This is a genomic window from Mesorhizobium sp. M0701 (assembly GCF_040320365.1).
Classification (GTDB): Bacteria; Pseudomonadota; Alphaproteobacteria; order Rhizobiales; family Rhizobiaceae; genus Mesorhizobium.
In genome coordinates this window covers 68,211-94,153 of sequence record NZ_JAMYPO010000028.1, presented here as the reverse complement: position 1 = coordinate 94,153, position 25,943 = coordinate 68,211, and the positions used below count along the sequence as shown (strand labels likewise).

The 25,943-nt window shown below is 64.6% G+C and carries 25 protein-coding genes; 10 read left to right on the top strand and 15 right to left on the bottom strand.

Annotated features, from left to right (window positions below):
* Positions 1–119 precede the first annotated feature (119 nt).
* A complete protein-coding gene (rnhB, locus tag NKI24_RS23745; RefSeq protein WP_352748834.1) occupies positions 120–815 on the bottom strand; it encodes a ribonuclease HII in 696 nt (231 codons plus the stop codon).
* A gap of 165 nt (positions 816–980) precedes the next feature.
* Positions 981–2,135 (bottom strand): PA0069 family radical SAM protein, encoded by a 1,155-nt coding sequence (locus NKI24_RS23740; protein ID WP_352748831.1) that lies wholly within the window; start codon positions 2,133–2,135, stop codon positions 981–983.
* Between the two features lie 151 nt (positions 2,136–2,286).
* Between NKI24_RS23740 and NKI24_RS23735 the strand changes: the two genes are divergently transcribed.
* Both NKI24_RS23735 and NKI24_RS23730 read left to right on the top strand, forming a co-directional pair.
* Positions 2,287–2,790, top strand: coding sequence for a glycosyltransferase (locus NKI24_RS23735; RefSeq protein ID WP_292664385.1), 504 nt, complete (start codon positions 2,287–2,289; stop codon positions 2,788–2,790).
* A gap of 187 nt (positions 2,791–2,977) precedes the next feature.
* Positions 2,978–3,952: a phytanoyl-CoA dioxygenase family protein gene (locus NKI24_RS23730; protein WP_352748828.1), complete on the top strand. Its 975-nt coding sequence runs from the start codon at positions 2,978–2,980 to the stop codon at positions 3,950–3,952.
* A 33-nt stretch (positions 3,953–3,985) separates the two neighbouring features.
* Here NKI24_RS23730 and moaB read toward each other — a convergent pair whose 3' ends face one another.
* From moaB to NKI24_RS23700, 6 genes are all read right to left on the bottom strand, one after another.
* A complete protein-coding gene (gene moaB, locus NKI24_RS23725; RefSeq protein WP_352456849.1) occupies positions 3,986–4,528 on the bottom strand; it encodes a molybdenum cofactor biosynthesis protein B in 543 nt (180 codons plus the stop codon).
* A complete protein-coding gene (locus NKI24_RS23720; protein WP_352748845.1) occupies positions 4,515–5,417 on the bottom strand; it encodes a 4-(cytidine 5'-diphospho)-2-C-methyl-D-erythritol kinase in 903 nt (300 codons plus the stop codon). The genes moaB and NKI24_RS23720 overlap by 14 nt, the downstream gene beginning before the upstream one ends.
* Positions 5,418–5,443: 26 nt before the next feature.
* The gene (locus NKI24_RS23715; RefSeq protein ID WP_023674078.1) at positions 5,444–5,629 is read right to left on the bottom strand and encodes a membrane protein; all 186 of its coding nucleotides are present in this window, start codon (positions 5,627–5,629) and stop codon (positions 5,444–5,446) included.
* 81 nt (positions 5,630–5,710) lie between these two features.
* The gene (locus NKI24_RS23710) at positions 5,711–6,568 is read right to left on the bottom strand and encodes a S49 family peptidase (RefSeq protein ID WP_352748825.1); all 858 of its coding nucleotides are present in this window, start codon (positions 6,566–6,568) and stop codon (positions 5,711–5,713) included.
* 87 nt (positions 6,569–6,655) lie between these two features.
* The gene (locus NKI24_RS23705) at positions 6,656–7,456 is read right to left on the bottom strand and encodes a tRNA1(Val) (adenine(37)-N6)-methyltransferase (protein WP_352748822.1); all 801 of its coding nucleotides are present in this window, start codon (positions 7,454–7,456) and stop codon (positions 6,656–6,658) included.
* Positions 7,456–7,680 carry a putative signal transducing protein gene (locus NKI24_RS23700; protein ID WP_023674082.1) on the bottom strand — a complete coding sequence of 75 codons (225 nt, stop codon included), beginning with the start codon at positions 7,678–7,680 and terminating at the stop codon, positions 7,456–7,458. The genes NKI24_RS23705 and NKI24_RS23700 overlap by 1 nt, the downstream gene beginning before the upstream one ends.
* 160 nt (positions 7,681–7,840) lie before the next feature.
* On the opposite strand from NKI24_RS23700, the gene NKI24_RS23695 reads away from it, so the two are divergent.
* Complete coding sequence (locus NKI24_RS23695; RefSeq protein ID WP_292663011.1) at positions 7,841–8,857, top strand: polyprenyl synthetase family protein; 1,017 nt, start codon at positions 7,841–7,843, stop codon at positions 8,855–8,857.
* Positions 8,858–8,883: 26 nt separating this feature from the next.
* Here the strand turns inward: NKI24_RS23695 and NKI24_RS23690 are convergent, their stop codons facing one another.
* Positions 8,884–10,317: an MFS transporter gene (locus NKI24_RS23690; protein ID WP_352748819.1), complete on the bottom strand. Its 1,434-nt coding sequence runs from the start codon at positions 10,315–10,317 to the stop codon at positions 8,884–8,886.
* Between the two features lie 104 nt (positions 10,318–10,421).
* Here NKI24_RS23690 and NKI24_RS23685 point away from each other — a divergent pair, with 104 nt between their 5' ends.
* Positions 10,422–11,027 carry a TetR/AcrR family transcriptional regulator gene (locus NKI24_RS23685; RefSeq protein ID WP_352748816.1) on the top strand — a complete coding sequence of 202 codons (606 nt, stop codon included), beginning with the start codon at positions 10,422–10,424 and terminating at the stop codon, positions 11,025–11,027.
* A gap of 18 nt (positions 11,028–11,045) precedes the next feature.
* Here NKI24_RS23685 and NKI24_RS23680 read toward each other — a convergent pair whose 3' ends face one another.
* The 3 genes from NKI24_RS23680 to NKI24_RS23670 form a co-directional block, all read right to left on the bottom strand.
* The gene (locus NKI24_RS23680) at positions 11,046–11,636 is read right to left on the bottom strand and encodes a hypothetical protein (RefSeq protein WP_352748813.1); all 591 of its coding nucleotides are present in this window, start codon (positions 11,634–11,636) and stop codon (positions 11,046–11,048) included.
* 52 nt (positions 11,637–11,688) lie between these two features.
* Complete coding sequence (locus NKI24_RS23675; RefSeq protein WP_352748811.1) at positions 11,689–12,945, bottom strand: YadA-like family protein; 1,257 nt, start codon at positions 12,943–12,945, stop codon at positions 11,689–11,691.
* Positions 12,946–13,116: 171 nt separating this feature from the next.
* The gene (locus tag NKI24_RS23670) at positions 13,117–14,211 is read right to left on the bottom strand and encodes a helix-turn-helix transcriptional regulator (RefSeq protein WP_352743389.1); all 1,095 of its coding nucleotides are present in this window, start codon (positions 14,209–14,211) and stop codon (positions 13,117–13,119) included.
* 321 nt (positions 14,212–14,532) lie between these two features.
* Between NKI24_RS23670 and NKI24_RS23665 the strand changes: the two genes are divergently transcribed.
* A complete protein-coding gene (locus tag NKI24_RS23665) occupies positions 14,533–16,308 on the top strand; it encodes a tetratricopeptide repeat protein (protein WP_352748843.1) in 1,776 nt (591 codons plus the stop codon).
* 266 nt (positions 16,309–16,574) lie between these two features.
* Complete coding sequence (locus tag NKI24_RS23660) at positions 16,575–17,609, top strand: glycine--tRNA ligase subunit alpha (protein ID WP_352743712.1); 1,035 nt, start codon at positions 16,575–16,577, stop codon at positions 17,607–17,609.
* Here the strand turns inward: NKI24_RS23660 and NKI24_RS23655 are convergent.
* Positions 17,606–17,779 (bottom strand): hypothetical protein, encoded by a 174-nt coding sequence (locus tag NKI24_RS23655; RefSeq protein WP_352748809.1) that lies wholly within the window; start codon positions 17,777–17,779, stop codon positions 17,606–17,608. The genes NKI24_RS23660 and NKI24_RS23655 overlap by 4 nt on opposite strands.
* A gap of 277 nt (positions 17,780–18,056) precedes the next feature.
* Here NKI24_RS23655 and NKI24_RS23650 point away from each other — a divergent pair, with 277 nt between their 5' ends.
* Positions 18,057–20,801: a glycine--tRNA ligase subunit beta gene (locus tag NKI24_RS23650; protein ID WP_352748806.1), complete on the top strand. Its 2,745-nt coding sequence runs from the start codon at positions 18,057–18,059 to the stop codon at positions 20,799–20,801.
* Between the two features lie 35 nt (positions 20,802–20,836).
* Here NKI24_RS23650 and NKI24_RS23645 read toward each other — a convergent pair whose 3' ends face one another.
* Positions 20,837–21,268: a hypothetical protein gene (locus NKI24_RS23645; protein ID WP_352748804.1), complete on the bottom strand. Its 432-nt coding sequence runs from the start codon at positions 21,266–21,268 to the stop codon at positions 20,837–20,839.
* 159 nt (positions 21,269–21,427) lie between these two features.
* On the opposite strand from NKI24_RS23645, the gene NKI24_RS23640 reads away from it, so the two are divergent.
* From NKI24_RS23640 to NKI24_RS23630, 3 genes are all read left to right on the top strand, one after another.
* The gene (locus tag NKI24_RS23640) at positions 21,428–22,408 is read left to right on the top strand and encodes an L-threonylcarbamoyladenylate synthase (RefSeq protein ID WP_352748801.1); all 981 of its coding nucleotides are present in this window, start codon (positions 21,428–21,430) and stop codon (positions 22,406–22,408) included.
* Between the two features lie 18 nt (positions 22,409–22,426).
* On the top strand, positions 22,427–23,857 hold the full coding sequence (locus NKI24_RS23635) for an FAD-binding oxidoreductase (RefSeq protein ID WP_352748798.1): 1,431 nt from the start codon (positions 22,427–22,429) through the stop codon (positions 23,855–23,857).
* Between the two features lie 186 nt (positions 23,858–24,043).
* The gene (locus tag NKI24_RS23630) at positions 24,044–24,610 is read left to right on the top strand and encodes a DUF6101 family protein (protein ID WP_023674094.1); all 567 of its coding nucleotides are present in this window, start codon (positions 24,044–24,046) and stop codon (positions 24,608–24,610) included.
* Positions 24,611–24,868: 258 nt separating this feature from the next.
* On the opposite strand, the gene ubiA is transcribed toward NKI24_RS23630, so the two are convergent.
* Complete coding sequence (gene ubiA, locus NKI24_RS23625) at positions 24,869–25,852, bottom strand: 4-hydroxybenzoate octaprenyltransferase (RefSeq protein ID WP_352748796.1); 984 nt, start codon at positions 25,850–25,852, stop codon at positions 24,869–24,871.
* Positions 25,853–25,943: the final 91 nt, after the last annotated feature.

Here is a 25,943-nt window from a genome sequence, read left to right as displayed (position 1 = left end):
GGACCAATCACCTTCTACAACGGCCTGGCCTACTTCCGTGCCTGTGCCGATGGATGGGCTCTGCGAGATGTGTATATGCCCTAGCCCTCGAGGGGGGAGATCACACCTAGCCGAATCGCTCAATCCAGGCCCGAAAAACCCTCTTCCTCCAGCACCTCGGTGCCGCCGAACCGGAACGGCGCGAAGGAGGCGCGGTGCAGCCGCGCCACCGGCCCGTGCAGATCGATCGCCGTGCGATGGCGGACAGTGGCGTAGCCCATATGCAGTTCGAAGCCGTAACGCGCATGATGGCTGCCGCAGCCGCACATCATGCGGTCGCGCAACACCTTGGCGACGATCGAGGCTGCGGCGATCGACTGCGAGCGCTGGTCGCCCTTGATCAGTGCTTTGCCCTCGCAGGGCAGGCCGGGCGGCACATCGCGGCCGTCGGCCAGTGCCAGCTTCGGCCGGATTGACAGGCCGGCCACTGCACGGCGCATCGCCTCCAGGCTGGCCTTGAGGATGTTGGAGGCATCGATGCCTTCGGCGCTGACCGACGCCATCGATACGGCGAGCGCGGAGCCGAGGATTTTCAGGAACAGCGCCTCACGCTGCAAATGCGTCAGCCGCTTGGAATCGTCGAGGCCGTCGGGGATGTTGGCGGGATCGAGCACCACCGCTGCAGCCACCACCGGCCCGGCGAGCGGACCGCGGCCGGCCTCGTCCATCCCCGCCACCGGCCACAGGCCTTCGGCCATCGCCTTCGTCTCGAACGAGAAGTCGGGTTTCTCGACAATTTCGAAGAGAAGCGGAGAATCGGAACGCGGGCGAGCCATGGTGCGGCGAGGTTCGCATCGGCTCCGATTCTCCGCAAGTCCCTCCGGGTCGGGCGGGGCACCGGACCAGGAGGGGCTACCGTCTGCAAGCCCGGGGACAGGACAGGCCGGACGGGATTTTTGCCTGTTGCCGGCCGTTTCAACCGGCTGGCGCGAGACGCTTTGTCACAGCAGCATCAGCTGCTCGGTTGCCTTGGCGGCGGGGACGAACTGGTCGGTCCTGAGCGAGCGCCGCTCGGCGTTGAGGCCGAGCCGTTTGGCAGCGATCTCGAAACGCCGGCCGATCTGCCAGGCATAGGGGCCGGAGCCTTTCATGCGCTTGCCCCATTCCGAATCGTAGTCCTTGCCGTCGCGCATCGAACGGATCAGCGACATGACGTGGCGATAACGATCGGGATAATGGCGCAGCAGCCAGTCCTTGAAGATCGGCGCGACCTCCAGCGGCAGGCGCAGCAGCACATAGCCGGCTTCACGTGCCCCCGCTGCCTGCGCCGAATCGAGGATGCGCTCCATCTCCGGGTCGGTCAGTCCGGGGATGATCGGCGCAACCATCACCGAGGCCGGAATGCCGGCGTCTGAAAGCTGCCTGATCGCGTCCAGCCGCTTGGTCGGCGTCGACGCGCGTGGCTCCATGGTGCGCGCCAGCATGCGGTCAAGCGTCGTCACCGACAACGCCACCTTGGCCAGCCCGCGTTCGGCCATGCGCGACAGAATGTCGATGTCACGCGTCACCAGCGCCGATTTGGTGACGATGCCGACCGGGTGCCCGCGCGCCTCCAGCACTTCGAGGATCTCGCGCATGATCCGGTATTGCTTCTCGATCGGCTGGTAGGGATCGGTGTTGGTGCCGATGGCGATGGTGCGCGGCTGGTAATTATCCCTGGACAATTCCTTGTCGAGCAGCCGCGCCGCATCCGGCTTGGCAAACAGCTTCGATTCGAAATCCAGCCCCGGCGACAGCCCCATGAAGCTGTGCGTCGGCCGCGCGAAACAATAGACGCAGCCATGTTCGCAGCCACGATAGGGGTTGATCGAGCGGTCGAAGGAGATGTCGGGCGATTCGTTGCGCGTGATGATGGTGCGCGGCTTCTCGACCTGTACCTCGGTCTTGAACGGCGGCAGCTCCTCCAGCGAATTCCAGCCGTCGTCGAACACGTGCCGGCTGACCGGCTCGAAACGGCCGGACGGATTGATGCCCGCCGACCTGCCGCGATTGCGGTCGGGACGGACGCGCATGCCGCTCTGCTCGATCATCGCATTCGCCATCTCGGCCCTGCCAGCGCCGAAGGCTGCAATGTCGGCACGCACGATCTGTTCCATTTTGGCCCTTTCCCAGGGACTGTCCGCCCGCTGTCGAATCGCTCTGCTCATGAATGTATTCCTATCGCATTGATGAGAACAAAGCAAGAACTTTCTCGCGACGCGCCGCAAAAACTGGCGCTGCCCACCGCTTTCCGCTATTCGGCTAAACATGCTCAGCGTCCTGATCGAAACCCTGAACGACGAGGAGGGCCTTGCCCGCACGCTCGCCTCGCTGATCGGCGGCGCCGTTGAAGGCGTGGTGCGCGACGTTCTCGTCTGCGACACCGGCTCGACCGATCAGACGCACCGCGTCGCCGAACATGCCGGCTGCCACTATGTCAGCGGCGGCATCGCCGCCGGCATCAGGCAGGCCAAGGGCGACTGGCTGCTCTTGCTGGAACCGGGCGCGCGGCTGGGAGAGGGCTGGATCGACGAGGTCGTCGCGCATACCGCCAGGCAAACCATGGCGGCGCGGTTCTCGCGGGCACGCGGCAGCCGCGCGCCGTTCCTGTCGCGTGTCTTTGCCGGAAATCGCGCTCTCGCCGAAGGCCTGGTGATCAGCAAGCGTCAGGCCGCGGCGCTGTCGAAGAACGCCCGCAGCGCCGAAGCGATCGCCCGCGGCCTGGCGACCAGGAGGCTCCACGCCGAGATCTGGGTCGCGCCGCGGAAGTGACGGCTTACCGTGCCGGTTGTGGGAACTCCGCCAAGCAAATTTTCTGGCGGGTCGTCGTTTATTGTGCATTGCACAAAATCTGGCCGGGGGTTACCATTCCCGGCGATATGGGCGAATAGGGTTTGGGGTGTGCCGGAGTGGCGACGACTAACGTCGATGCTGTTCCCTCGACATTTTGAGGACCCCGATGACCCTTTCAAGCCCTGACAAGTCCGGCGCTGCAAGCCTCGAGGCGATCGCACGCAACGGCGGTACGCTGCGCCGCATCGCCGCCCGCATCCCGACCTATCTTTCCGACCTTCGCGAGAATCCGGCATGGCTGCCGATGTTCATGCTGGCCCGCACCATGCCCGCGCGGCGCCTGCACTGGCGCGGTGCGAAGCCGGTTCCGCCGGCGCGCAATGTCGGTGAAACGATGTTCGCCGGCGTTGACCGCGATGCCGTCGTCGGCGCGCTGCGGACGGAGGGGCTCTATTCGGGCCTGATGCTGCCGGCCGCCGTCCATGAGGAGATCGCCCGCTTCGCCGAGCGCACGCCATGCTTCGGCAATTTCGACCGCCGGCTGGAATTCCTGCCCGAAAAACACGCCGATGCCGAAAAGCATTTCGGCCGCCCGCTGCTCAGTGGTCACTATTTCGAGCGGGTCCTCGACTGCAGCGCTGCGGTCGCCGTGCAGCGCGATCCGCTGCTTCTCGACGTCGCGGCACACTATCTCGGCAGCCAGGCCAAGCTGATCACGACCCGCGTCTGGTGGAGCTTTCCGACCGGTGGCGTCTCGGACGCCGACAAGAACATGGCCTCGCTCGGCAAATACCATTTCGACCTCGACGACTGGCGCATGCTGAAGTTCTTTTTCTACCTGGTGCCGGTCGACGCCGACACCGGGCCGCATGTCTATGTCCGCGGCTCCCACAACCGCCGCATCCTGAAGCATCAGCTGACGCTGCTGGTCGGCCATTCGGCGGAAGAGGTGCTGGGCGTGTACGGCGAGCAGAGCCCGGTCACGCTGACCGGGCCGGCCGGCCTCGGCTTTGTCGAGGATCCGTTCGGCTTCCATATGGGCACCGTGCCGACGCGCACGCCGCGGCTGATGATGGAGGTTGGCTTCGGCGTCTCGCCGCCCTCGCGCCGGCGTTTTCACGGCGAGCCGGTCATTCGCTAAACCGAGGTCGCTTGGCTGATACCTCGGTTCGTCTCAGCCGCGCCGCAAATGCTCGTCCAGCCGCGGCATGATCTCGACGAAGTTGCAGGGCATGTGCCGATAGTCGAGCTGCGGCTTCAAAATGCCGTCCCAGGCGTCCTTGCAGGCGCCGGGCGAGCCCGGCAGCACGAAAACGAAGGTGGCGTTGACGACGCCGCCGGTTGCCCGGCTCTGGATCGTCGAAGTGCCGATCTTGTCGTAGGAGATGCGGTGGAACACTTCGGAAAAGCCGTCCATGCGCTTTTCGAAGATCGGCTCCAGCGCTTCCGGCGTCACGTCGCGGCCGGTGAAGCCGGTGCCGCCGGTGGTGATGACGACATCGATCGCATCGTCCTTCGACCAGCCCAGGACCTTGTCGCGGATCTTGTCGCGGTCGTCGGTGACGATGTCGCGGGCGGCCAGGACATGGCCGGCCTCGGCGATACGGTCGGCCAGCGTCTGCCCGGATTTGTCGTCGGCGAGGCTGCGCGTATCGGAAACGGTCAGTACCGCGATGCGCACGGGAACGAAGGGGCGGCTCTCGTCAATCCTGGCCATGGGCATCAACCTCCGATGTCACGCTTCGCGTCGCCGCGACAAACCAGTCGGGACGGCGGCTGCGAATATCGACAGCCGCGCGCTTGGCCACATTGCCGGTCTCGAACAGCCCGAAGCAGGTGGCGCCTGAACCGGACATCCTGGCAAAACCGGCTCCGGCCTTGTTGAGCACGGAAATGGCCTTGCCGATGGCGGGCTGGATTGCGCGCGCCGCAGGCTCGAGATCGTTGCGGGTGATCTCCAGCCAGTTGCGGATGCCGTGGAAGTCGAGGTTGCGCGGCAGCGGCGGCAGCCCCGCATTGTCGCGGCGGCCAAGCGCCTCGAACACGTCGGCCGTCGAGACGGCAGTGCCGGGATTGACGAGCACCAGACCCAGCGCCGGGAAACCCGGCACGAGCGTCAGCTCGTCGCCGATGCCGCGGGCTATCAGCGGTCTGGCTGCGAGGCACATCGGCACGTCGGCGCCGAGCGACAGGCCGATCCGCGCCAGTTCGGCATCGCCGACATCAAGTCCCCAGGTCTGGACCAGGGCGCGCAGCACAGCCGCCGCATCGCTCGACCCTCCGCCGACACCGGACGCGACCGGCAGGTTCTTTTCGAGCCTGATGGCGACAGCCGGTGCGTGCTGGGGACCGGCCTCGCGCCGCAGTGCATCGCGCGCTCTCACCACCAGATTATTGTCGTCGACCGGCACCGCGGAGGCGTATTTGCCGGACACGGAAAACCCATCGCTGTCGGCAAGCTCCGTTTCGATGCGATCGCCGAAGCGCGTGAACACAGCCAGGCTTTCGATCGTGTGATAGCCGTCGGCACGCTGGCCGGTGACGTGCAGCGCGAGATTTATCTTGCCGTGCGCATGCGACACCCGGATGCTGGCCTCGGCGTTCACTGGCTCGGCCGCGAGGGGGACGACGGTCAATCCTTGGCCAGACGGTATTCGCCGGTCTTCGGGTCCTTGACCAATGTTCCCATCGTACCGTTGGCGGCCTGCTTTTCGGTACGCCGCACCTTGGCGGTCACACGCTCGGCTTCCCTGACGAAGGAGCGGTAGCCGAAATAGGCGGCAATGCCGACGACGGCGAAGAAAATGATCTGCGGCATGTCAAACTCCTCCCTCGCAAGGCCGGCAAGGCGGCCGGTCGGGTCGGTTGATGATTTATGCTAGACGCTTTCACCGGCTTTTCAAAGCCCGAAGCGCGCCCACAGCGCGCGCTCTTCCGCCGCATCGATGACGCCGCTTGCCGCGGCGGCGGCGATATCGGGCGCCGAAAAGCTCGAGCCGAACAGGCCGAAGCGGCCGAACAGGCCGCGCGGCGCGGTGATCAGCTTGAGCTGGGTTTTCGGCCCGAAACGGCTCTTCAGCACGCTGCGCATGTCGCCGAGCGCATCGACCAGCCCGAGCTCCAGCCCCTTTTTGGCCGTCCAGAAAAGTCCGGTGAACAGGTCGGGATCGTCCTTGAGCTTGCTGCCGCGCCTGTCCTTGACGAGATCGATGAAGGTCTCGTGGACCTCGAGCTGCAGCGCCTTCAGGCGCTCGACGTCTTCCTTCTTTTCCGGCTTGAACGGGTCGAGTACCGCCTTGTTCTGGCCGGCGGTGTGGACGCGGCGCTCGACACCGATCTTCTTCAACAGCTCTGGAAAGCCGAACGAGGCCGACACCACGCCGATCGAGCCGACGATGGAGGACGGGTCGGCAAAGATCTCGTCGCCGGCGACCGCGATCATGTAGCCGCCCGAGGCCGCCACGTCCTCGACGAAAACCAGGACTTTCTTGTTCTTCTCGCTCGCCAGGTCGCGGATGCGCCTGCAGATCAGCCGCGACTGCACCGGTGAACCACCTGGCGAATTGATCGAGATGGCGACCGCCGGCGCGTCGAAGGAAAACAGCTTTTCGAGAAGGCCGGCGGTGGAAGCGAGCGACAGGCTCGGCCGGAACTGGCCGCCGCCGGGCATGATGGTGCCGTGCAGGCGGATGACCGGAATGGTGACGACGGCGGAGCGCCAGGATTTCGGCAGCAGGCGGTTGAAAAGGCGTTTCACGAGGGGGCGGTCTCCGGTCGATTTGCTTGAGGCATGTAGGAATTCGCCGGCCAACGGCAATGCCGTCACGCCGGCAATCAGAATGGATCAGTCTCCGAACAGCGACGCCAGCCCGTTATTGATCAGCTCTGCCCGTTCCGAGGGGCCATTGCCTGAATAGGCATGCAGCATCAGCGGCGGTCGGATCGACAGTTTGCCGCGTGCGCAGAGAATTGCCCGGACGACGATGCGGATCGCTGCCGCCTCGGGGCGAGGGTGGACGGCCAGCATCTCGGCGTCGCCGAAGCGGCCGGCAATGGCATCGAGGATGGCGCCGAGCTGTTCCGGCCTGGCGATGACGGCCAGCCCGCCGCCCGGCCTGACCACCGCGGCCGCGCTGCGGATCCAGCTGTCGAACAGCCCGTCCTCCGAGACGTGCGCGGCCTTTCTCAGCGGATCGGGCGTCGCGCGATCCTCGGCGGCATTGAACGGCGGGTTCATGATGACGAAATCGAAGCTGTTGTCCTCGAGGCCGGCGGCCGTTCGCGCCCGGCCCGACAGCGTGACATCGGCGACGAGCACCGAGGCGCGGTCGCTGAGATGCGCATTGCCGGGATGGGCAAGCGTGGTTGTGGCGAAGGCCGCCATTTCCGGGGAACGCTCGACAAGCACGGCCTCTGCAGCGGGGCAGCGCGACAGTACCGCCAGGCCGGCGGCACCGGCACCCGCGCCAAAGTCAGCAAGCCGCCCGGCGAACGAGGACGGCACGGCAGCCGCCAGCATCATCGCATCCATGCCGGCGCGGTGGCCCGCCTTTCTCGGCTGCACCAGCCAGAAGCGACCGCGATGGAAGGCGTCGACCGTATGAGCCGGCATGTCCGGGACAAGGGCAGCGGGCGACGCGGACATTATTTTTGGCGGATCTCGTTGGCGATGCCTGCATCCGTCAGGATGCGCCGCGCCGCATCGGCCTTGTCGGCGTCCACCATGACACGGCGGGGCAGGATGCCGATCGAGCCGTCGAGCACGCTCATGTTCTGGTCGGCGACGAAACAGCCGATGCCGGCATCGCGCATCAGCGATTCGACAAACGAAATGATGACGGCGTCGTTGGTGCGGATGAGCTCTATCATCGGATGAAACTCGCAGTTTGCGGCGTTGATGTAAACGTAGGCGTGATCATGTACCAGAGCCGGCGCGCCAATTCGCCTCTTGCCGCGCCGGTGGGTGACACCCTAGAGTCTGTCCAGGGACCATGTTGCCGTCGTGCATATCGAGGTTGGGAGTTTTGCCGTGGGTGTCGTTCTCAACATTGAAAACGGGAAGCGCGAAGCCGCCTCGATAAAGGACCTCATCGACCTGACCGCGGCCGACATGGGGCGCGTCAACAAATTGATCCTGTCGAAGGCCGGCTCCGATGTCGAGATGATTCCGGAGATAGCCAACCATCTGATCTCGTCGGGCGGCAAACGGCTGCGGCCGATGCTGACGCTCGCCGCGGCCCAGATGTTCGGCTATTCCGGCGACGGCCATGTCAAGCTCGCCACATCGGTCGAATTCATGCATACCGCGACACTTCTCCACGACGACGTCGTCGACGAAAGCGGCATGCGGCGCGGCAAGAAGACGGCGCGTATGATCTGGGGCAACCAGGCCAGTGTTCTGGTCGGTGATTTCCTGCTCGGCCAAGCCTTTCGCATGATGGTCGATGTCGGCTCGCTTGAAGCGCTCGATATCCTGTCGAGCGCGGCCTCGGTCATCGCCGAAGGCGAGGTGATGCAGCTCGCTGCCGCAAAAAACCTCGAGACCACCGAGGATGAGCATTTCGCGGTGATCAAGGCCAAGACCGCGGCGCTGTTTTCCGCCGCCGCCGAGGTCGGCCCCGTCATCGCTCAGGCGACGCGCAATGATCGTGCAGCACTCCGCTCCTACGGCATGAATCTCGGCCTTGCCTTCCAGCTGATCGATGACGCGCTGGATTACGGCGGCACCAGCAAGGACCTCGGCAAGAATGTCGGCGACGATTTCCGCGAGGGCAAGGTGACGCTGCCGGTGATCCTCGCCTATCGGCGCGGCACCAAGGCCGAGCGCAGCTTCTGGAAACGCGCCATCGAGGACAATGCCGCCGACGATGCCGGGCTGGAGAAGGCCATCGGCCTGATGCTCCGCCACGGCGCAATTGCCGACACCATCGGGCGCGCCCGCCATTTCGGCGAGATCGCCCGTGACGCGCTGGCGCCGCTCGAGGCGACGCCGCAGAAATCGGCGCTGATCGACGTCATCGATTTCTGCATCAGCCGGGTGAATTGAGAGGCATCGGCGCCCCGCGCTTGTTCTCATCGAGCCTTTGCCGGAAGAACCATTGCTGCCAGCAGGCTAACGACGATGCCCGCCGCCGCGAGCCAGAAGGCGACCTGGATGCCGTCGGCGACGGCAATTTTCAACGCATTGCCGGACAATTCGCCGATTTGGCTGTTCGCAATCGCAATCAGCACGGCCATGCCGATGGCGTTGCCGACATTGAGCGTCGTCGAAGCCATCCCCGAGGCGACGCCTTGCTGGTCATGGGCAACGCCGGAAGCGGCGGCAATCCACATTGCGGTCCAGACGATGCCTTGTCCGACGCCGGAGACGATCAGGCCGGGTACGAGGGACAGATAGCTGCTGTCGGCAGTCGCGCCTGATACCATCAATGCTGTGCCGACCGCGCCGACGATCATGCCGCCGACCAGGGTGCTGCGCGTCGAAAAGCGCGTTGCCAGACGCTCGCCGAGTTGCGTACCGGTGGCGATGGCGACCGACGGCACGAGAAAGGCGAGGCCCGTCTGCAAGGCAGTGAAGCCGTGCACGTTCTGCAGCAGCACGGTGAGGAAGTAGGGCAGCGCGCCGAAAGTGGCCATGTAGAGGAAGGTTATCGTCATGCCGGCGACAAGGCTGCGGTTGTGGAACAGGCGCAGCGGCATCAGCGGATCGGCGCTGTTGGCCTCGATCACGGTGAAGGCGATCAGGAAGAATGCCGCCAGTGCCGCGCTGACAATGATTGCGACAGAGCCCCAGCCATATTCAGGCCCCTGAACCAGTGTGAAGACAAGCAGCGTCGCGCCGGCGGTGACGGCCAGTGCGCCCGGCAGATCGAAGCTGCGTTGCTCGTGCCGCTTGCGATCGCGCGGGATGATGGCGAAAGCCGCGATGATGGCGATCCCGGCCAGCAGCACGTTGACGTAGAAGACCGACGGCCAGCCGAAGGCGCTGGTCAGAAACCCGCCGGCAAGCGAACCGAGCGTCAGGCCGCTGGCGCCCGCGCCGCCCCAGACGGCGAGCGCCCGGTTGCGTTCCGGCCCTTCGGCGAACAGGCGGTTGATCAGCGACAGCGTCGCCGGAAACAGGAACGCGGCGCCGATGCCTTGTACGGCGCGGGCCGCGATGATGATTTCCGGCGACCAGGCCAGGCCACCGACGAGAGACGAAAGCGCGTAGAGCCAGAGCGCGAAGATGAAGACGCGGCGCTGGCCGATCAGGTCGGCGGCCCGGCCGCCGAACAGCAGGAAGCCACCGGTGAACACGGTGTAGGCGCTGACCACCCACTGCAGGGTCTGGCCTGAAAATCCGAGGCCGGCGCCGATCTTCGGCAACGCCACGAAGACGATGTTGAGGTCGAGCGAGATGATGAGCTGCGCGAAGGCGAGCAGCGCCAGCGTTGCGCCATGTTTCGCCCTGCTTGCTCCCTGCGTTATCGCCCCGAGCGGCGCGCCTTGATCGAGTGAACTCATGTCGGACTCCTTGTCCACAATTATTTGATGATCGACAAAGAATTGAGATTTGCAATCCGAAGTCAAGCAGATTATTTGTTGATCGACAAAAATTGGAGACCGCCATGGCAGGCAGGCCAAGGCAATTCGACCGCGACCAGGCGCTGGAGAAAGCCCGCGACGCTTTCTGGAGACGCGGCTACGAGGGCACCTCGATGGCCGATCTCGTATCGGCGCTTGGTCTCGCATCGGCGCGCATCTATGCCGCCTTCGGCTCGAAGGAGGATCTGTTTCGCGAAGCGGTGGCACTTTACGAGGCCAATGAGGGCGGCTTCGCCACACGCGCACTGCAGGAAGAACCAAATGTCCGGCGCGTCATCGAGCGCATGCTTCGCGACGCCGTCGAAATCTATACGCGGCCGGGGCAGCCGCAGGGCTGCATGGTGGTGACGGCCGCGACCAATTGCGCCGTCGAAAATGACGCCGTGCTGCAATGGCTGGCGGAGCATCGGCTGGCGCGTACCGCATCGATCGTCGAGCGGTTGAAGCAAGCGGTGCGCGATGGCGAATTGAAGCCGGACGCCGACGCCGAGACGTTGGGGGATTATTACGCCACGCTGCTGCACGGCCTTTCGGTGCAGGCACGCGACGGCGTGCCGAAAAAGCGGCTGCACGATCTTGTCACCGTCGCCATGCAGGCGCTCGACGCAAGCCTTTCGCAAACCTCCTGAGCTCCGGGCCGTGGCGCCTCACTTGCCGGCTTGTTCGGTGGCCCTTCTGGGACTGACCTCCGGCGTCGGCGGGTCGGGTATTTCGGTGGCGACAGGCTTTGGTGGTTCCGGCTCCGTTGCCGGCGCTTCCGGGCCGGCCTTGCCGAGCGCAACCGAGATGCCGAACACCTTCCATTGTCGCTCGACCGGCGCGAACAGAAGCTCGAAATTGACCTGCATCGGCACCGAGGGGAAGAACCCGGCTATATGCAGCATGCCGTTCGGCTCGATCTGCGGCAGCAGCGTCAATTGCGGCTCCAGCACCGCGACGCCGCCGAGGTCGATGCCGTCATTGCGGTGGCTGGCGAAGATCTCGGCCAGTTTGGCCGCATTGTTGGCCTGGAAGCCCGGCGCGCCAAGATCGCGCAGCACCGTATAATTGCCGGTCTTGTTGGCCTGGTCGAGCGCCAGCAGCGCGGTGCGCACCAGGATCAGCACGCCGTTGCGGTCGATATTGGCCGGCTTCGGCGCTTGCGGCTTGGCGGATTTCTGGGTTTTCGACGTTTGCGCCAGGGCATGCTGGACAGGCTGCGGAACCGCTGTCGTCAGCACCAAGGCTGCCAGCAACATTCTGCCCGCCGATCGCACCGATCCTGGCAACTTTGCGGTCATGCCGGCTGCATCAGTTCAGCGTCCATGATGCGCCGACGCTGACACCGACGTCGCCGCGGTTCGTCGAGGCCGATACGGCGGCGTTGAGGCGTAAATCCAGGCTTGGGCTATAGCCGAGGCCGAGCGCCAGGCCCGACTGGCCCTTGAAATGGCCAAAGCCGCCGGCCAGCGACAATTTGCCGGGCCTGTCGTCGTAACGCAGTCCCGCCGTCGCCAGGGCAAGCGCCGTTCCGGCGCGGGCCTCCGAGCGGTTTTCGCTGACCTGCTCGCCAAGATCCTGCAAGCCGCCCTCCAGCGCGCCGACGCGGGCATCGAGTGCGGAGATTTGGGTCGTGTGCACGGCGACGGTGCTGATCGTGTTGCTGACCTGCTGCGTGGTGAAGGGAGAACTGGCGAGATTGCCATTCGCATCGGTGGTCACCAACGACGTGTCGCCGCTCTGAGCGGCGAGACTTGCTGCCGAAGTGACGCCTGCGAGCGTATACGTCGAGGTGGTGCTGCCGATCGCCACCTGGCCGGCCCTCGTGGTCGTCACGCCGGTGCCGATGGCGATCGCATCGTCTTGTCCAGCAACCGCTCCCTTGCCGATCGATATGCTGCGGTTCGCAGTGATGCCGCTTCCCGCGCCGTTGCCGATCGCGACGTTGTCATCGCCATTGACGCCCTGCCCGGCCTGCGTGCCGAAAGCGGCATTGTTGTCGCCCTGCACGACAGCGCCGGCATGGCTGCCAAAAGCGGAATTGCCATTGCCGACGAGTGCCTGTCCGAATGCTTGACCGGCTCCGGCACCGACTCCGACTGCCGTGTTGGCATCACCATGCACATCTGTGCCCGCGCCGACGCCGAAAGCCGAATTCAAGTCTCCGACGATGTGGGAGCCCGCTCCCACGACATACTGTGCCCCAGGAATACCGGAACCGACGGCCGTGTTGCCGTTGCCATTTGGGTTGTAACCAGCGTTCTCACCTACGGCGGTGTTGTTGTTGCCTGGCGTAAAGCCACCGACAACCGCTCCCGCGCTTTCGCCAATGGCCGTTGAATTGTTGCCGTTGGCTTGGGCGCCGGCGCCACAAGCCAATGAGTCGGTGCCGCCCGCGGTCGCGCCGCTGCCGCCACCCAACACGACGCAAGTGTTCCCTGCCGCGGCGGGTGCGATGGCCATCGTCGATGCGCAAGCGAAAAGCAAGGCGCCGCCGGCAAGCAGATCGACGGATCGGCGCGTTTTCCGCCCGGCTTCGGCCCGGATCGGGCTTGTTGCTGCACTCATTCCATGTCCCCCTTTTACTGCGCTCATGTCGTTCGATTGGATGATGATTGGGCGGGGCGCCGTCGGACAGTCGGCAAATGCCTACAACCCACGGAATTCTCCCTGTTTTTGCGGCGTTTCCGGTGCCTGCTGTTGCAATTCAGCAACACAGGAACTGGTCAGTTGCCGAAATCACGAAAACGGTCGCGCGCTCGTCAGCAGCGCCACGAGCTGGCTTTGGCGACTGGTGCCGGTTTTTCGGAAGATTCGCTCGAGATAGGTGCGGGCCGATTTAACGGCGATGCCGATTTCGAGGGCGGCTTCCTGTACGGAACGGCCGGAGGCAAGCACGACGGCGAGCCGGGCTTCCGCCGGCGTCAAGTCGAACAGGCCCGAAAGGATACCGGGCGACGGCACCGTCGCGCTGATGCTGACGGCAGTTGCCGCGACAAGGATATCCGCGCCCGAAAAGATGTCATGTGCGGCGCGGCGCAAAGGCAAAAGGTGAACGATCAGAGCCGGCCGCCCCTTCCTGGCCGGAACGGGAATGGACCGCACGACGCGGTTGTCCTGGTTGTGCGCAACGGCCTGCTGGAAAAGCGCGTTTGCCGGTCCATCGGCAAGTGCCATGCCGCCATGGGCCAAGGCAACGAACACGTCCGCCATGTTTTCCAGAAGGCGGTTGGCTGTCAGCACGCGGCCCGATCCGCTCATGACTGCCGCAGGCAGCCCGATTTCGCTCAGAATGGACACGGCGGTCCTGGCCCGCTCCAGACCGAGCCGTCCGGCGACAAGGCCGGCCCGCGCCAGATGCGGACGGAGCCCGTTCAGCAGGTCGATCGCCGCCTGATCGTATTTGCCGTCCTTCAGCCAGCGCTGGAAGACGAACAGGACAAGCTCCCCGCTCGGCATGGGAATCGACGTGCAGACGGGCGATCCGACGCCGAAATTTCTTGCCCACGCATAGATCGGGTCCCGCTCGATCTCCTCTCCCGTCATGAAGTCGTCGACCCGCACGAAGCTTGCCGGCTGAGTGCTGCACATGCGCTGCACGCTCTCGGAAAATTTCCAATCTGCCATGAAAGCGTCGATCAAGGGCTCGGCCTGCGCCTCGCCGATGGCGCGAAGCGGGGAATGATCGCTGATCATGAAAATCGAGCCGCTTGCCGAGCGCGTGATCGCACTGGTCGCTTCCAACGCTCCCGGCCACAGCTCGGCGGCGAACGCTGCTTCGTAGATACGATCAACGATGGCGAAGGCTTCTTCGTCGCGCGGCACTTCCAGCATCGGCGCCCCCATGGCTGGCGAAGCAAGAATTGAAATCTCATCCTGCCACGCAAAGTTGCATGGCGGAAGCTTTCAACCGTTGGCGCTTATGGATCGCTTACGGCGTCGGGAAATAGCACCGCACAGGCAGCGCCAAAGCGGACGCCACGCGGTCAAGGGTCGCAGTTCAGGCCCTTTCGGCATGGTTTATTAATTGCTTGACCGATTGTGAATTCGGGCCGGGTTGAAGCACGACCCCAAAAAGGCCATGCTTTACCTGTAAGGATCGAGTCTACGGCGATCCCGCTGACGCGGAGATGGCGTTTGGCTGAAAGGGATATGATGCGGCAAGGATATGCGCGCTGGCTGACGGGGCTGGCAATCGCGACGGGCATGGCGATCTCGGCTTTACCGGCGCATGCCAAACAGACCGCCGAGCCGGTCAGGATCACATCCTTCTCGGGGGCCTATCTCGCCGCCAGGATTGCCGACGGCGACAACGACCTCGACAGCGCCATTTCCTATTACAAGCAGGCGCTTGCCTTCGATCCGAACGATACGGGACTGCAGCAGAGCCTGATGCTGTCGCTGATCGCGCAGGGGCGCTTCGACGAATCCCTGGTCTATGCCGACAAGCTCAAGGCGGTTCCCGATGTCGAGCGCTTCTCGCGCCTGGCGCTGGCCATCGATTCCTTCCACAAGAAGGATTTCTCCAAGGCCGAATACTGGCTCAAGCTGTCGCTCGAATCCGATCTCGACCGGCTGATCTCCGGCGTCATGACCGGCTGGGCCAAGCAGGGTGCGGGTGACGCCGGCGAGGCCATGGCTTCCATCGACAAGCTGCAAGGCCCCGACTGGTTCAGCCTGTTCAAGTCCTTCCACCGTGCCTTGATTGCCGACGCCTCCGGCCTGCCCGACAGGGCGGATGCGCTCTACACCGCCATCGTGCAGGACACGGCCGCCGGCGGTGCGGCCCCCGAAACATGGATGCGCAACGCGCAGGCCTACGCCTCTTTCCTCGCCCGCAAAGGCGACAAGGCCAAGGCGCTGTCGGTGCTCGACAAGGCCGAGGCGTTCGCCCCCGGCAAGGTCGAGATTGCGGCGCTTCGCGACAAGATCAACAAGGGCGAAAAGATCGAGCCCTTCGTTGCCGGTCCGTCGGACGGCGCCTCGGAAATCCTGCTCGATCTCGCCACCGCGCTCAACCGCGGCGGCGGCGAGCCGTTCGTGCGGCTTTATCTGCAATATGCCCTGGCGCTGCGGCCCGACAACGACGCGGCGCTCGTTCAGCTTGCCGCCGTTGCCGAGCAGTTGAAAGACGGCGAGGGCGCCATCGCGCTCTATCGCCGCATTCCCGCTGGCTCGCCGCTGAAGGAGCTTTCGGACCTGCAGCTTGGCCTCAACCTTGCCGATCTCGACCGCAACGACGAGGCGATCGCTCACCTCAAGGCCATCGTCGATGCGCATCCAGACGACATGCGCGCCTATCTGGCGCTCGGCGGCGTCTATTCCTCGAAGGAGGATTTCCGCTCCGCCGCCAATCTTTACGACAAGGCAGTCGAGGTGCTGAAGACGCCGACCGCCGCCAACTGGAACATTTTCTACCAGCGCGGCATCGCCTATGAGCGACTGAAGGAATGGCCGAAGGCCGAGCCGAATTTCCGCAAGGCGCTGGAGCTCTACCCCGACCAGCCGCAGGTTCTGAACTATCTCGGCTATTCCTGGGTCGACAAGAACATGAACCTCAAGGAAGGCCTCGCGATGATCCAGAAGGCCGTCGACCTGAGGCCGAGCGACGGCTACATCGTCGATTCGCTGGGCTGGGCCTATTACCGCCTTGGCCAGTTCGACGATGCGGTGCGCGAAATGGAACGCGCCGTTTCGTTGAAGCCGGAGGATCCGGTGCTCAACGATCACCTCGGCGACGTCTACTGGCGCGTCGGCCGCAAGCTGGAAGCCACCTTCCAGTGGAACCAGGCCCGCGACCTGAAGCCGGACCCGGACGTGCTTGCCGCCTTGCAGCAGAAATTGATGAAGGGCCTGCCGCCGATCGAATCCAACACGGCGCAGGAAACCCCGAACGTAAAGCCCGTGCCGGGGCCCGCGCCGAAGGGGTGACCCTTCTTTCCTTCTCCCCTTGTGGGAGAAGGTGGATTGGCGCGCAGCGCCAAGACGGTTGAGGGGTGCTGGACGGAGCACTGTTGATGCCAAGCTGGAACACCCCTCATCCGACCGAGCTTCGCTCGGCCACCTTCTCCCACAAGGGGAGAAGGGAACACCTTCAAAGGCCTGACCCCCCGCTGCCTTGACGCTTGCTGGCCAGGCATCTAGGACGTGCCGGCATCCCGCCGGAGGCCGCCGTGACCGTTGATATCCCTGCCCACATGCATCCCAGCCGCTCGTTCCAGGGGCTGATCCTGACCTTGCATAATTATTGGGCGGACTATGGCTGCGTCGTCCTCCAGCCTTACGACATGGAAGTCGGCGCCGGCACATTCCATCCGGCAACGACATTGCGCGCGCTCGGCCCAAAACGCTGGAACGCGGCCTATGTCCAGCCCTCGCGCCGCCCCAAGGACGGCCGCTATGGCGAGAACCCGAACCGGCTGCAGCACTATTACCAATACCAGGTGATCCTGAAGCCCAATCCGCCCAATCTGCAGGAGCTTTACCTCGGCTCGCTGGCCGCGATCGGCATCGATCCGCTGCTGCATGACATCCGCTTCGTCGAGGACGACTGGGAAAGCCCGACGCTGGGCGCCTGGGGGCTGGGCTGGGAGTGCTGGTGCGACGGCATGGAGGTGTCGCAGTTCACCTATTTCCAGCAGGTCTGCGGCATCGAATGCGCCCCGGTGGCGGGCGAGCTCACTTACGGGCTGGAACGGCTGGCCATGTATGTGCAGGGCGTCGACAATGTCTACGACCTCAACTTCAACGGCCGCGAAGGCGCCGACAAGGTGACCTATGGCGACGTCTTCCTGCAGGCCGAGCAGGAATATTCGCGCCACAATTTCGAATTTGCCAACACCGCGATGTTGCTGCGCCATTTCGAAGACGCCGAAGCCGAGTGCAAGGCGTTGCTACAAGCCGGCGCGCCCATCTTCCCCCTTGAGGGGGAGCCCGCGAAGCGGGCAGAGGGGGTCGCCTCAGAAGGCACCGCAGGTCAGGCGTCGAGCACTGCACGAGCGACCCCTCCCGGCCAGACCTTGTCTGGTCCCCTCAAGGGGGAGGGATTCCACCGCATGGTCTTCCCAGCCTACGACCAGTGCATCAAGGCCAGCCACGTCTTCAACCTGCTCGACGCACGCGGCGTCATTTCGGTCACCGAGCGCCAGAGTTACATCTTGCGGGTGCGCAATCTGGCCAAAGCCTGCGGCGAGGCGTTTCTGCTGACGCAGGCGGGCGGAATGGCGGCTTAGCTCCAGGCGATTTCGACAGGGGCGCTGATTGGCAACGTGCCTTGGCCGCTTGCACCGGCCATTGTCCGCAGCGCTTGCCTGACGCCGGGCATCGAGAACGTGCCATGCACCTGCGCTGTAAAACAGGCGCTGAGCGCAAGGATTTGCAGGAATGTCGATGCCGTTTTCATGCTCGTTCAGCCAATAGCTCTCTGCCTGAGCGTTGGTCGCTTCAGCGCTGCGTTCGGTTCATGGAAATCTTTGATCCAAGGACGGGCGGACCGGCGCGTGTCCGACAGGAGGCTGAATTTTTTCGGAAATCGCCGTGGGACGCCTTGATCGTGCTGGCCCGATCTTGCTGGGAAGGGTGACAGCAGCCGACCGAGTTGCTATGCCCCGCTTACCTTCGCCTCGATGGGGGAGGACGCCGCGAAGCGGCGGCTGTTTTTTGTCGCGTGAGCTCTTTCAATGCCTGACCTGCTTCTAGAACTTCGTTCCGAAGAAATCCCCGCTCGCATGCAGCGCAAGGCGGCCGGCGACCTGAAGAAGCTTTTGACCGACGGTCTGGTCGAAGCCGGGCTGACCTATGAGGCGGCGCGCGAATATTGGACGCCGCGCCGGTTGACGCTCGACATTCGCGGCCTGACCGCCCGCTCGAAGGACATCAGCGAGGAGATCAAGGGGCCCTCGACCAAGGCGACCGAGCCGGCCGTGCAAGGTTTTCTGCGCAAGGCCGGCCTTGCCTCGATTGCCGAGGCGCATGTTCATTCCGATCCGAAGAAGGGCGACTTCTACGTCGCCCATATTTCCAGGCCGGGCAGGGCGGCGGAGCAGATCATCGCCGAGCTGGTGCCGGGCATCATCCGCAACTTCCCCTGGCCGAAATCGATGCGCTGGGGGCCGGCTTCGGCCAAGCCCGGCTCGCTGCGCTGGGTGCGGCCGCTGCAATCGATCCTGTGCACCTTCGGCCCCGAAACCGAGGAGCCGGTGGTCGTCGATTTCGAGATCGACGGCATCCGCTCAGGCAATATCACTTACGGCCACCGTTTCCATGCGCCTGGCGCCATCACGGTGCGCCGCTTCGACGATTATGTAGCCAAGCTTGAGGCGGCCAAGGTCGTGCTCGATGCCGACAGGCGCAAGGAGATCATTCTTGCCGATGCCAGGAACCTTGCCTTCGCCAGCGGGCTCGACCTCGTCGAGGACGAGGGGCTGCTGGAGGAAGTGTCGGGCCTAGTCGAATGGCCTGTCGTGCTGATGGGCGAATTCGAGCAGGATTTTCTGGGCATTCCGGCCGAGGTGATCAGGCTCACCATCCGCGCTAACCAGAAGTGCTTCGTGACGACGCGCCAAATCTCCCCCCTCGAGGGGGAGATGTCGCCGAAGGCGACAGAGGGGGTCGCCTCGCGTGGATCGGCGGCATCCCCTGTCCGCGACAGGGAGTCGCGTCAGGTCGTGCCGACCCCCTCTGGCCTACCGGCCATCTCCCCCTCAAGGGGGGAGATCAGCCAATCGCCGCTCTCCAATCGTTTCATCCTGACCGCCAATATCGAGGCCAAGGATGGCGGCAAGGAGATCGCCCACGGCAACGGCAAGGTGGTGCGTGCCCGCCTGTCCGACGCGCTCTATTTCTGGAAGACCGACCAGGGCGACCTGCCGGATCTCGACCAGCTGCAGGCATCGGCGCAAAAGTTCGGACTCGATCTAAACAAACCGCTCGACCAGCGCATGGCCCGCCTCGACCACCTCGGCGTCACCTTCCACGCCAAGCTCGGCACGCAAGGCGAGCGGGTGGAGCGGATCGCCAGGCTGGCGGAAGAACTGGCACCAATCGTGGCGCAGTCGATCTCCCCCCTTGAGGGGGAGATGGCCGGCAGGCCAGAGGGGGTCGCCTCGCGTGAAGCGCCGGCATCCTCTGTCCGCGATAGGGCGTCGCGTCAGGACGTGCCGACCCCCTCTGTCGCCTTCGGCGACATCTCCCCCTCGAGGGGGGAGATTACCGCGCTGGCGCGCCGCGCCGCCGTCCTCGCCAAGGCCGACCTCACCACCGAAGTGGTTGGCGAGTTCCCGGAACTGCAAGGCGCCATGGGCCGCAAATACGCGCTGCTGCAGGGCGAGCATCCATCGGTCGCCGCCGCCATCGAGGAGCACTACAAGCCGCAGGGCCCGTCCGATCGCGTGCCGACCGATCCGGTGTCGATCGCGGTCGCGCTCGCAGACAAGCTCGACACGCTGGTCGGGTTTTGGGCCATTGATGAAAAGCCGACCGGATCGAAGGACCCCTACGCGCTGAGAAGGGCGGCGCTGGGGGTAACGAGGATACTGATTGAGAACGGGATTAGGTTGTCCCTGAAATCTGTGGCCAATATCGCGTCCGAGGATATTGCAGATCACATACGCGATCCCAAACTCGACCGACAGTTCGAAATTGCTGCGGAGCTAGAGCAGCAACTCGGGGGAGATTCGCTTACCGATCTCGTTATCGAACGCGATTCCGCAATCTCAAACAACACCTTTGAGCGTTCCGGAGAAAGGCAGCAGCAAGAGATCAACAACCTCCTGTCCTTCTTCCACGATCGCCTAAAAGTCTATCTCCGCGATCAGGGCGCGCGGCATGACCTGATCGACGCCGTACTCGCGGCGGGTTCGCGCCCAATCTCCCCCCTTGAGGGGGAGATGTCGGCGCAGCCGACAGAGGGGGGCGCTGTCCCGCCGGCGTCTCATTCTGTCGCGCCCCCCTCTGCCCTGCCGGGCATCTCCCCCTCAAGGGGGGAGATTGGCCAATCACAAAATGACGACCTGCTTCAAATCGTCCGCCGGGTCGAAGCCCTCGGCTCCTTCCTCGACAGCGAGGACGGCAGGAACCTGCTTGCCGGCACCAAGCGCGCGGCCAACATCGTGGCTGCCGAGGAGAAGAAGGCGACGGCGATTGCAAGCAGCGTTGAGCCGGCTCTGTTCCGGGAGGACGCCGAAAAAACCTTGTTCGCGGCGGTGAATCAGGCCGAGAGGCAAGCCGGCGAAGCAATTCAAAACGAAGACTTTTCCGCCGCCATGCTGGCGCTTAGTGTGTTGCGCGAGCCGGTTGATTCATTCTTTGAGAAAGTCCTGGTAAACGATGAGGACCAGGCGGTGCGCGCCAATCGCCTGGCATTGCTCGCCCGAATCCGGGCGGCGACCGACCGGGTCGCGGATTTCTCCAAGATAGCCGGCTGACGTCCGCGAAGAAATCTTCGCTTATGCTTCAGGCGCTATTTCGGCTGGTCGGGAGCTGCTAGCGTCGCAGGCTGCGGCGCTGCGGGCTCAGGGATTTTGCTGGCGACCTTTGGGTCGGCTTTGCTGTCCGCGGCGGGCGCGGCAGCGGTGGCCGGCGCGGCTTTGGGCGCTGGCGTTGCAAAGGCGTCGCCGACGATACCGCCGCGAATGATCATCGGGCTTCCGGTGAAGCCATGGTTCGGCTGGCTCGGGATTGCCGCGACCTTTTCATCGGTGACGTTTTCATTGACGTCAGGCAACTTCTCGCCGAGCGCGACGATCGACGGTGTTTTCGCCCGCTCGAGCGCGCCGGCACTTACCACCGAAGGCGTCGCCGTCGTTTGCCCGAGAAAAACCAGCGACGAGGCCTGTGCCGTGCCGGCCATAAACGCCAAACCAAGCGCTCCAAGGATACGCATCGAAAGCATGATAATTCCCCTTGCCCAACAAGACGGCACCCTAGCCAAGGGCAGTTGATGCCGGCTTGCGGGGAAACATAGAATTTTAGCGATTTGCGATTCGCCAATGCCTGGGCTTGCTCGCCCGGCGTCAGCGTATTAGGCACCCGCATCCGTGAGGTGACGACAGTGGCTGAAATTCGTGCCGTCGGCGAGGCGATGGAAAGGGCGTTGGCGCTGCTCGAGAGCGGCGATGTCGTCGCCATCCCGACCGAGACCGTTTATGGGCTGGCCGGCGACGCGACCAATGGCGTTGCCGTGGCTCGTATCTTCGAAGCCAAGGGCCGACCTCGCTTCAACCCGCTGATCGCCCATATAGCCGATCCGGCGATGGCCGAGCGCATCGCGCTGTTCGACCCGCTGTCGGAAAGATTGGCGCAGGCATTCTGGCCGGGGCCGCTGACGTTGGTGCTGCCGCAACGGCCCGGCAACGGCATTCATCCGCTGGTCACCGCCGGCCTGGAAACGATCGCGCTGCGCATGCCGAAAGGCTTTGGCGGCGAGCTGATCGCCAGGTTCGGCCGCGCGCTGGCGGCGCCCAGCGCCAATTCCTCGGGCAGGATCAGCGCCACGACGGCCGAAGCCGTGGCCGCCGATCTCGGTCCCCGGATCAAGCTTGTGGTCGATGGCGGCGCGACGCCGGTCGGGCTGGAATCGACCATCGTCAAGGTCGAAGCTGGAAAGCTGCGGCTGCTGCGGCCGGGCGGCATTGCCGCCGAAGAGATCGAAGCAGTGGCCGGGACAAAGTTGCTGCGCGGCGCTTCGGGCATCGAGGCGCCCGGCATGCTCGCCTCGCACTATGCGCCGGGTGCGGCGGTGCGGCTCAATGCTGCGGAGGTCGCACCGGGCGAAGCCTTGCTGGCCTTCGGCCGCCGCCGTGCCGAAGGCTGGCGCGATGCAGCCGCCCTGCGCAACTTGTCGGAGACCGGCGACCTGCGCGAGGCGGCAAGCAATCTCTTCGCCCATCTGCAGGATCTCGATGGCAGTGGCGCCAAAACCATCGCCGTCGAACCGATCCCGTTCGACGGGCTGGGCGAGGCGATCAACGACCGGCTTTCGCGCGCCGCCGCCCCGCGTGACAAGATCGCCCCGCGTGACAAGATGGATTGAGCACCATAGTTTCCACCCATGAACGACATTTCCCCAGGTCTCGACCCCGCCGTCGTCGCGCGCTTTGCGACAATCGTCGGCGATAAATATGCGCTGCGCGACCAGCAGGACATCGCGCCTTACCTAGCCGAGCGGCGCGGACTTTGGCATGGCAGGACGGCTCTGGTGCTGAGGCCGGGGAGCGTCGAGGAGGTCAGCCGCATCATGCGGCTGGCGACCGAAACCGGCACGCCCATCGTGCCGCAAAGCGGCAACACCGGGCTGGTCGGCGCCCAGGTGCCGGACGCATCCGGCCGCGAGATCGTGCTGTCGCTGTCGCGGCTGAACCGCATCCGCGAGATCGATACGCTGTCCAACACGGTGACGGTCGAAACCGGCGTCATCCTGCAGACGCTGCAGGAAGCGGCCGATGCCGCCGACCGGCTGTTTCCGCTGTCGCTTGCCGCGCAAGGCTCCTGCCAGATCGGCGGCAATCTCTCGTCCAACGCCGGCGGCACCGGCGTGCTTGCCTACGGCAATGCGCGCGAGCTCTGCCTCGGCGTCGAAGTGGTGCTGCCGACCGGTGAAGTGTTCGACGATCTGCGCAAGCTGAAAAAAGACAATACCGGCTACGATCTGAAGAACCTGTTCGTCGGCGCCGAGGGTACGCTCGGCATCATTACCGCCGCCGTGCTCAAGCTGTTCCCCAAGCCCAAGGGGCGCGAGGTGGCGTTTGCCGGCCTGTCATCGCCGGCGGCGGCATTGTCGCTGTTCAGCCTGGCGATGGACCGTGCAGGGGCAGCGCTCACCGCCTTCGAGCTGATCGGCCAGAGGCCCTACGACTTCACGCTTGCCCACGCGCAAGGCGTGGTGCGGCCGCTTGCCGGCGATTGGCCGTGGTATGTGCTGATGCAGATCTCGTCGGGCCGTTCGGCCGACGATGCCAGGGCGCTGATCGAGGAGGTGCTGGAGGCAGGCCTCGAGCAAGGCATCGTCGGCGATGCGGTGATCGCGGCAAGCATGGCCCAGGGCGATGCGTTCTGGAATTTCCGCGAGGTGCTGCCCGAGGCGCAAAAGCCGGAAGGTGCCTCGATCAAGCACGACATCTCGGTGCCGGTGGCGTCAATCCCGCCCTTCATCGAAAAGGCCGCCGGCGCCGTGCAATCGGTCAGTCCCGGCGCGCGCGTCGTCTGCTTCGGCCACATGGGCGACGGCAATCTGCACTACAATATCTCCCGGCCGGTCGACGGCGATGACGAGGCGTTTCTCGGCCTTTACCACGTCATGAACAAGGCCGTGCACGACGTCGTGCGCTCGTTTCATGGCTCGATCTCGGCCGAGCACGGCATCGGCCAGTTGAAGCGGGACGAATTGATCGCGACGGCGCCGCCGATGGCGATCGAGCTGATGCGCAGGGTGAAGGCCGCCTTCGATCCGGCCGGCATCATGAATCCGGGTAAGGTTATCTGATCCTTTCGCCGGCCTGCGCCGGTTGGCATTCCGATAACCATCCGCCCCGGATCAGCAAAATTTAACCGACTTTCTTAAGCGCGAGGATAAGAAGCCCGCGCTAATGTTTCTCCACAAACGAGGCTGGGAAAACCGGCCCGGAGAACCGGAAACACCGGCTCTCAGGAGAAACAGGAAAGGCACGATATGAACACTGGACTGAAGCCAGTCTGGGCCGGCCGCAATATGCGCCTCGACCCATTCCGCCTGCCGCAAGTGGTGAGCTACGCCACCCGCGACGACTATGGCGACGTTACCTTCACCATCGACCAGCGCGGCGCGGTTATCCGCCGCACGCTGGAGATGAGCGGCGTGCCGGCGATCATCGCTCTGCCCGCCAACGCGTTTCGCGGCGTCGCCGCCCGCGCGATGGAGGATCCGGATGGCAATGTCACAGTGACGCTTGAGCTTCTGCACAATGACCCGATGCTGTCGGTGCCGCTGCTGGTCGCCGACGATCTCGACGACGTCGCCGCCGACTGGCGCGCCTGGGCCGACGCCTACCGCCTGCCGATGCTGCTGATCGAGGCCGACGGCATTGCCCGCACGCTGGAAGAATCGCTCGGCGCCGCCATCAAGGCGCTGCCGGCGCAGGACCGCCGCAAGGGTCGCGTCTCGACCATGCGCCGCCCGCGCTTCCTCGCCCGCCGCCGCGCCGGCGACCTCGGCCTCAGGCTGGTCATCGGCGGCGAGGAGCTCATTTCGCGGGAGTAGATTGAAATCAGCTTGCAAGTTGGCGCTGCCCCTCATCCGGCTGCCGCCACCTTCTCCCCGTATAGTGACGGGGAGAAGGGACACTGGCCGCAATTTCGGCACTCTTTCTGCAAACGCTTGAGATTGGCGAAATCCGTTGCGAAGGCGTGCTTCTCCCCGTCGCTATACGGGGAGAAGTGCCCGGCAGGGCGATGAGGGGCGGCATAAGCAGTTGGAGAAAGGTCGATTCCGCAGCTGCCGAATCGATACCGCTGGCTCTTAAACCAGCGGCTTCAGCGCCACCCAGACCGCGCCGCCGATCAGGCCGAGGAAGATCAGCCAGCCGACCTGGTTGTTCGATCTGAACAGCCTCAGGCACTGGTCCGGATCGTCGATGTCGAGCACGCCGATCTGCCGCGCCAGATGCGCGCCGGCGGCGATCAGCCCGGCAAGTGCAGGCACCGGTGCCTGTGCCGAGGCAAAGGCGATGGCGAAGCAGACCAGCGCTCCGCCATAAAGCCCGGCCAGCCAGGCCTTGGTATTGTCGCCGAACAGGCGCGCCGTCGAGCGCACGCCGACGATGGCGTCGTCTTCCTTGTCCTGATGCGCATAGATCGTGTCATAGCCGATCACCCACAGGATCGAGCCGATATAGAGCATGATTGCCGGCCCATCGAGATCGCCGAACTCGACCGCCCATCCCATCAGCGCTCCCCAGGAAAAGGCAAGGCCGAGAACGAGTTGCGGCCAGTTGGTGTACCGCTTCATGAACGGGTAGACGGCGACGATGACCAGCGAGCCGATGCCGAGCAAGATGGCGAAGCTGTTGAACTGCAAAAGCACGGCAAGGCCGACCAGTGCCTGCACGACAACAAACATCCAGGCCTGCCGGCGCGTGACCTTGCCGGCCGGCAGCGGCCGCGAGCGCGTGCGTTCCACCTGGTTGTCGATGTCCTCGTCGACCAAATCATTGTAGGTGCAGCCGGCGCCGCGCATGGCGAACGCGCCAAGAAAAAACAGCAGCAGATACCACGGCGACGGCAGCAGAGAGAGAAGCGGGTCCGTCGGACGCGGATAGGCGCTCGCGGCAAGCGCAGCCGACCACCAGCATGGCCACAGCAGCAATTGCCAGCCGATCGGCCGGTCCCACCGGGCAAGCTGCGCATAGGGCCACAACCGCCGCGGCAGCACGCGATAGACCCAGTGGCCGCTCGGCGCATCGGCGACGCGGCCCTGGGCCGCTTTCGACTGGACGGTTTCCATTTTGCTGGAGTGGCAGCAGAGGCGAATGCCGTCAAGCGTCAAGCAGCCCCCGCACGCTCGCCACGCGCAATCGGCGCTTCGGCAGCCAAAT

Coding starts and splice junctions, on each gene's coding strand:
- rnhB (WP_352748834.1), bottom strand. CDS start 815: ATGGCTCGCCCGCGTTCCGATTCTCCGCTTCTCTTCGAAATTGTCGAG.
- NKI24_RS23740 (WP_352748831.1), bottom strand. CDS start 2,135: ATGGAACAGATCGTGCGTGCCGACATTGCAGCCTTCGGCGCTGGCAGG.
- NKI24_RS23735 (WP_292664385.1), top strand. CDS start 2,287: ATGCTCAGCGTCCTGATCGAAACCCTGAACGACGAGGAGGGCCTTGCC.
- NKI24_RS23730 (WP_352748828.1), top strand. CDS start 2,978: ATGACCCTTTCAAGCCCTGACAAGTCCGGCGCTGCAAGCCTCGAGGCG.
- moaB (WP_352456849.1), bottom strand. CDS start 4,528: ATGGCCAGGATTGACGAGAGCCGCCCCTTCGTTCCCGTGCGCATCGCG.
- NKI24_RS23715 (WP_023674078.1), bottom strand. CDS start 5,629: ATGCCGCAGATCATTTTCTTCGCCGTCGTCGGCATTGCCGCCTATTTC.
- NKI24_RS23705 (WP_352748822.1), bottom strand. CDS start 7,456: ATGTCCGCGTCGCCCGCTGCCCTTGTCCCGGACATGCCGGCTCATACG.
- NKI24_RS23700 (WP_023674082.1), bottom strand. CDS start 7,680: ATGATAGAGCTCATCCGCACCAACGACGCCGTCATCATTTCGTTTGTC.
- NKI24_RS23690 (WP_352748819.1), bottom strand. CDS start 10,317: ATGAGTTCACTCGATCAAGGCGCGCCGCTCGGGGCGATAACGCAGGGA.
- NKI24_RS23685 (WP_352748816.1), top strand. CDS start 10,422: ATGGCAGGCAGGCCAAGGCAATTCGACCGCGACCAGGCGCTGGAGAAA.
- NKI24_RS23680 (WP_352748813.1), bottom strand. CDS start 11,636: ATGTTGCTGGCAGCCTTGGTGCTGACGACAGCGGTTCCGCAGCCTGTC.
- NKI24_RS23675 (WP_352748811.1), bottom strand. CDS start 12,945: ATGAGTGCAGCAACAAGCCCGATCCGGGCCGAAGCCGGGCGGAAAACG.
- NKI24_RS23670 (WP_352743389.1), bottom strand. CDS start 14,211: ATGCTGGAAGTGCCGCGCGACGAAGAAGCCTTCGCCATCGTTGATCGT.
- NKI24_RS23665 (WP_352748843.1), top strand. CDS start 14,533: ATGCGGCAAGGATATGCGCGCTGGCTGACGGGGCTGGCAATCGCGACG.
- NKI24_RS23660 (WP_352743712.1), top strand. CDS start 16,575: ATGCATCCCAGCCGCTCGTTCCAGGGGCTGATCCTGACCTTGCATAAT.
- NKI24_RS23655 (WP_352748809.1), bottom strand. CDS start 17,779: ATGAAAACGGCATCGACATTCCTGCAAATCCTTGCGCTCAGCGCCTGT.
- NKI24_RS23650 (WP_352748806.1), top strand. CDS start 18,057: ATGCCTGACCTGCTTCTAGAACTTCGTTCCGAAGAAATCCCCGCTCGC.
- NKI24_RS23645 (WP_352748804.1), bottom strand. CDS start 21,268: ATGCTTTCGATGCGTATCCTTGGAGCGCTTGGTTTGGCGTTTATGGCC.
- NKI24_RS23635 (WP_352748798.1), top strand. CDS start 22,427: ATGAACGACATTTCCCCAGGTCTCGACCCCGCCGTCGTCGCGCGCTTT.
- NKI24_RS23630 (WP_023674094.1), top strand. CDS start 24,044: ATGAACACTGGACTGAAGCCAGTCTGGGCCGGCCGCAATATGCGCCTC.
- ubiA (WP_352748796.1), bottom strand. CDS start 25,852: ATGGAAACCGTCCAGTCGAAAGCGGCCCAGGGCCGCGTCGCCGATGCG.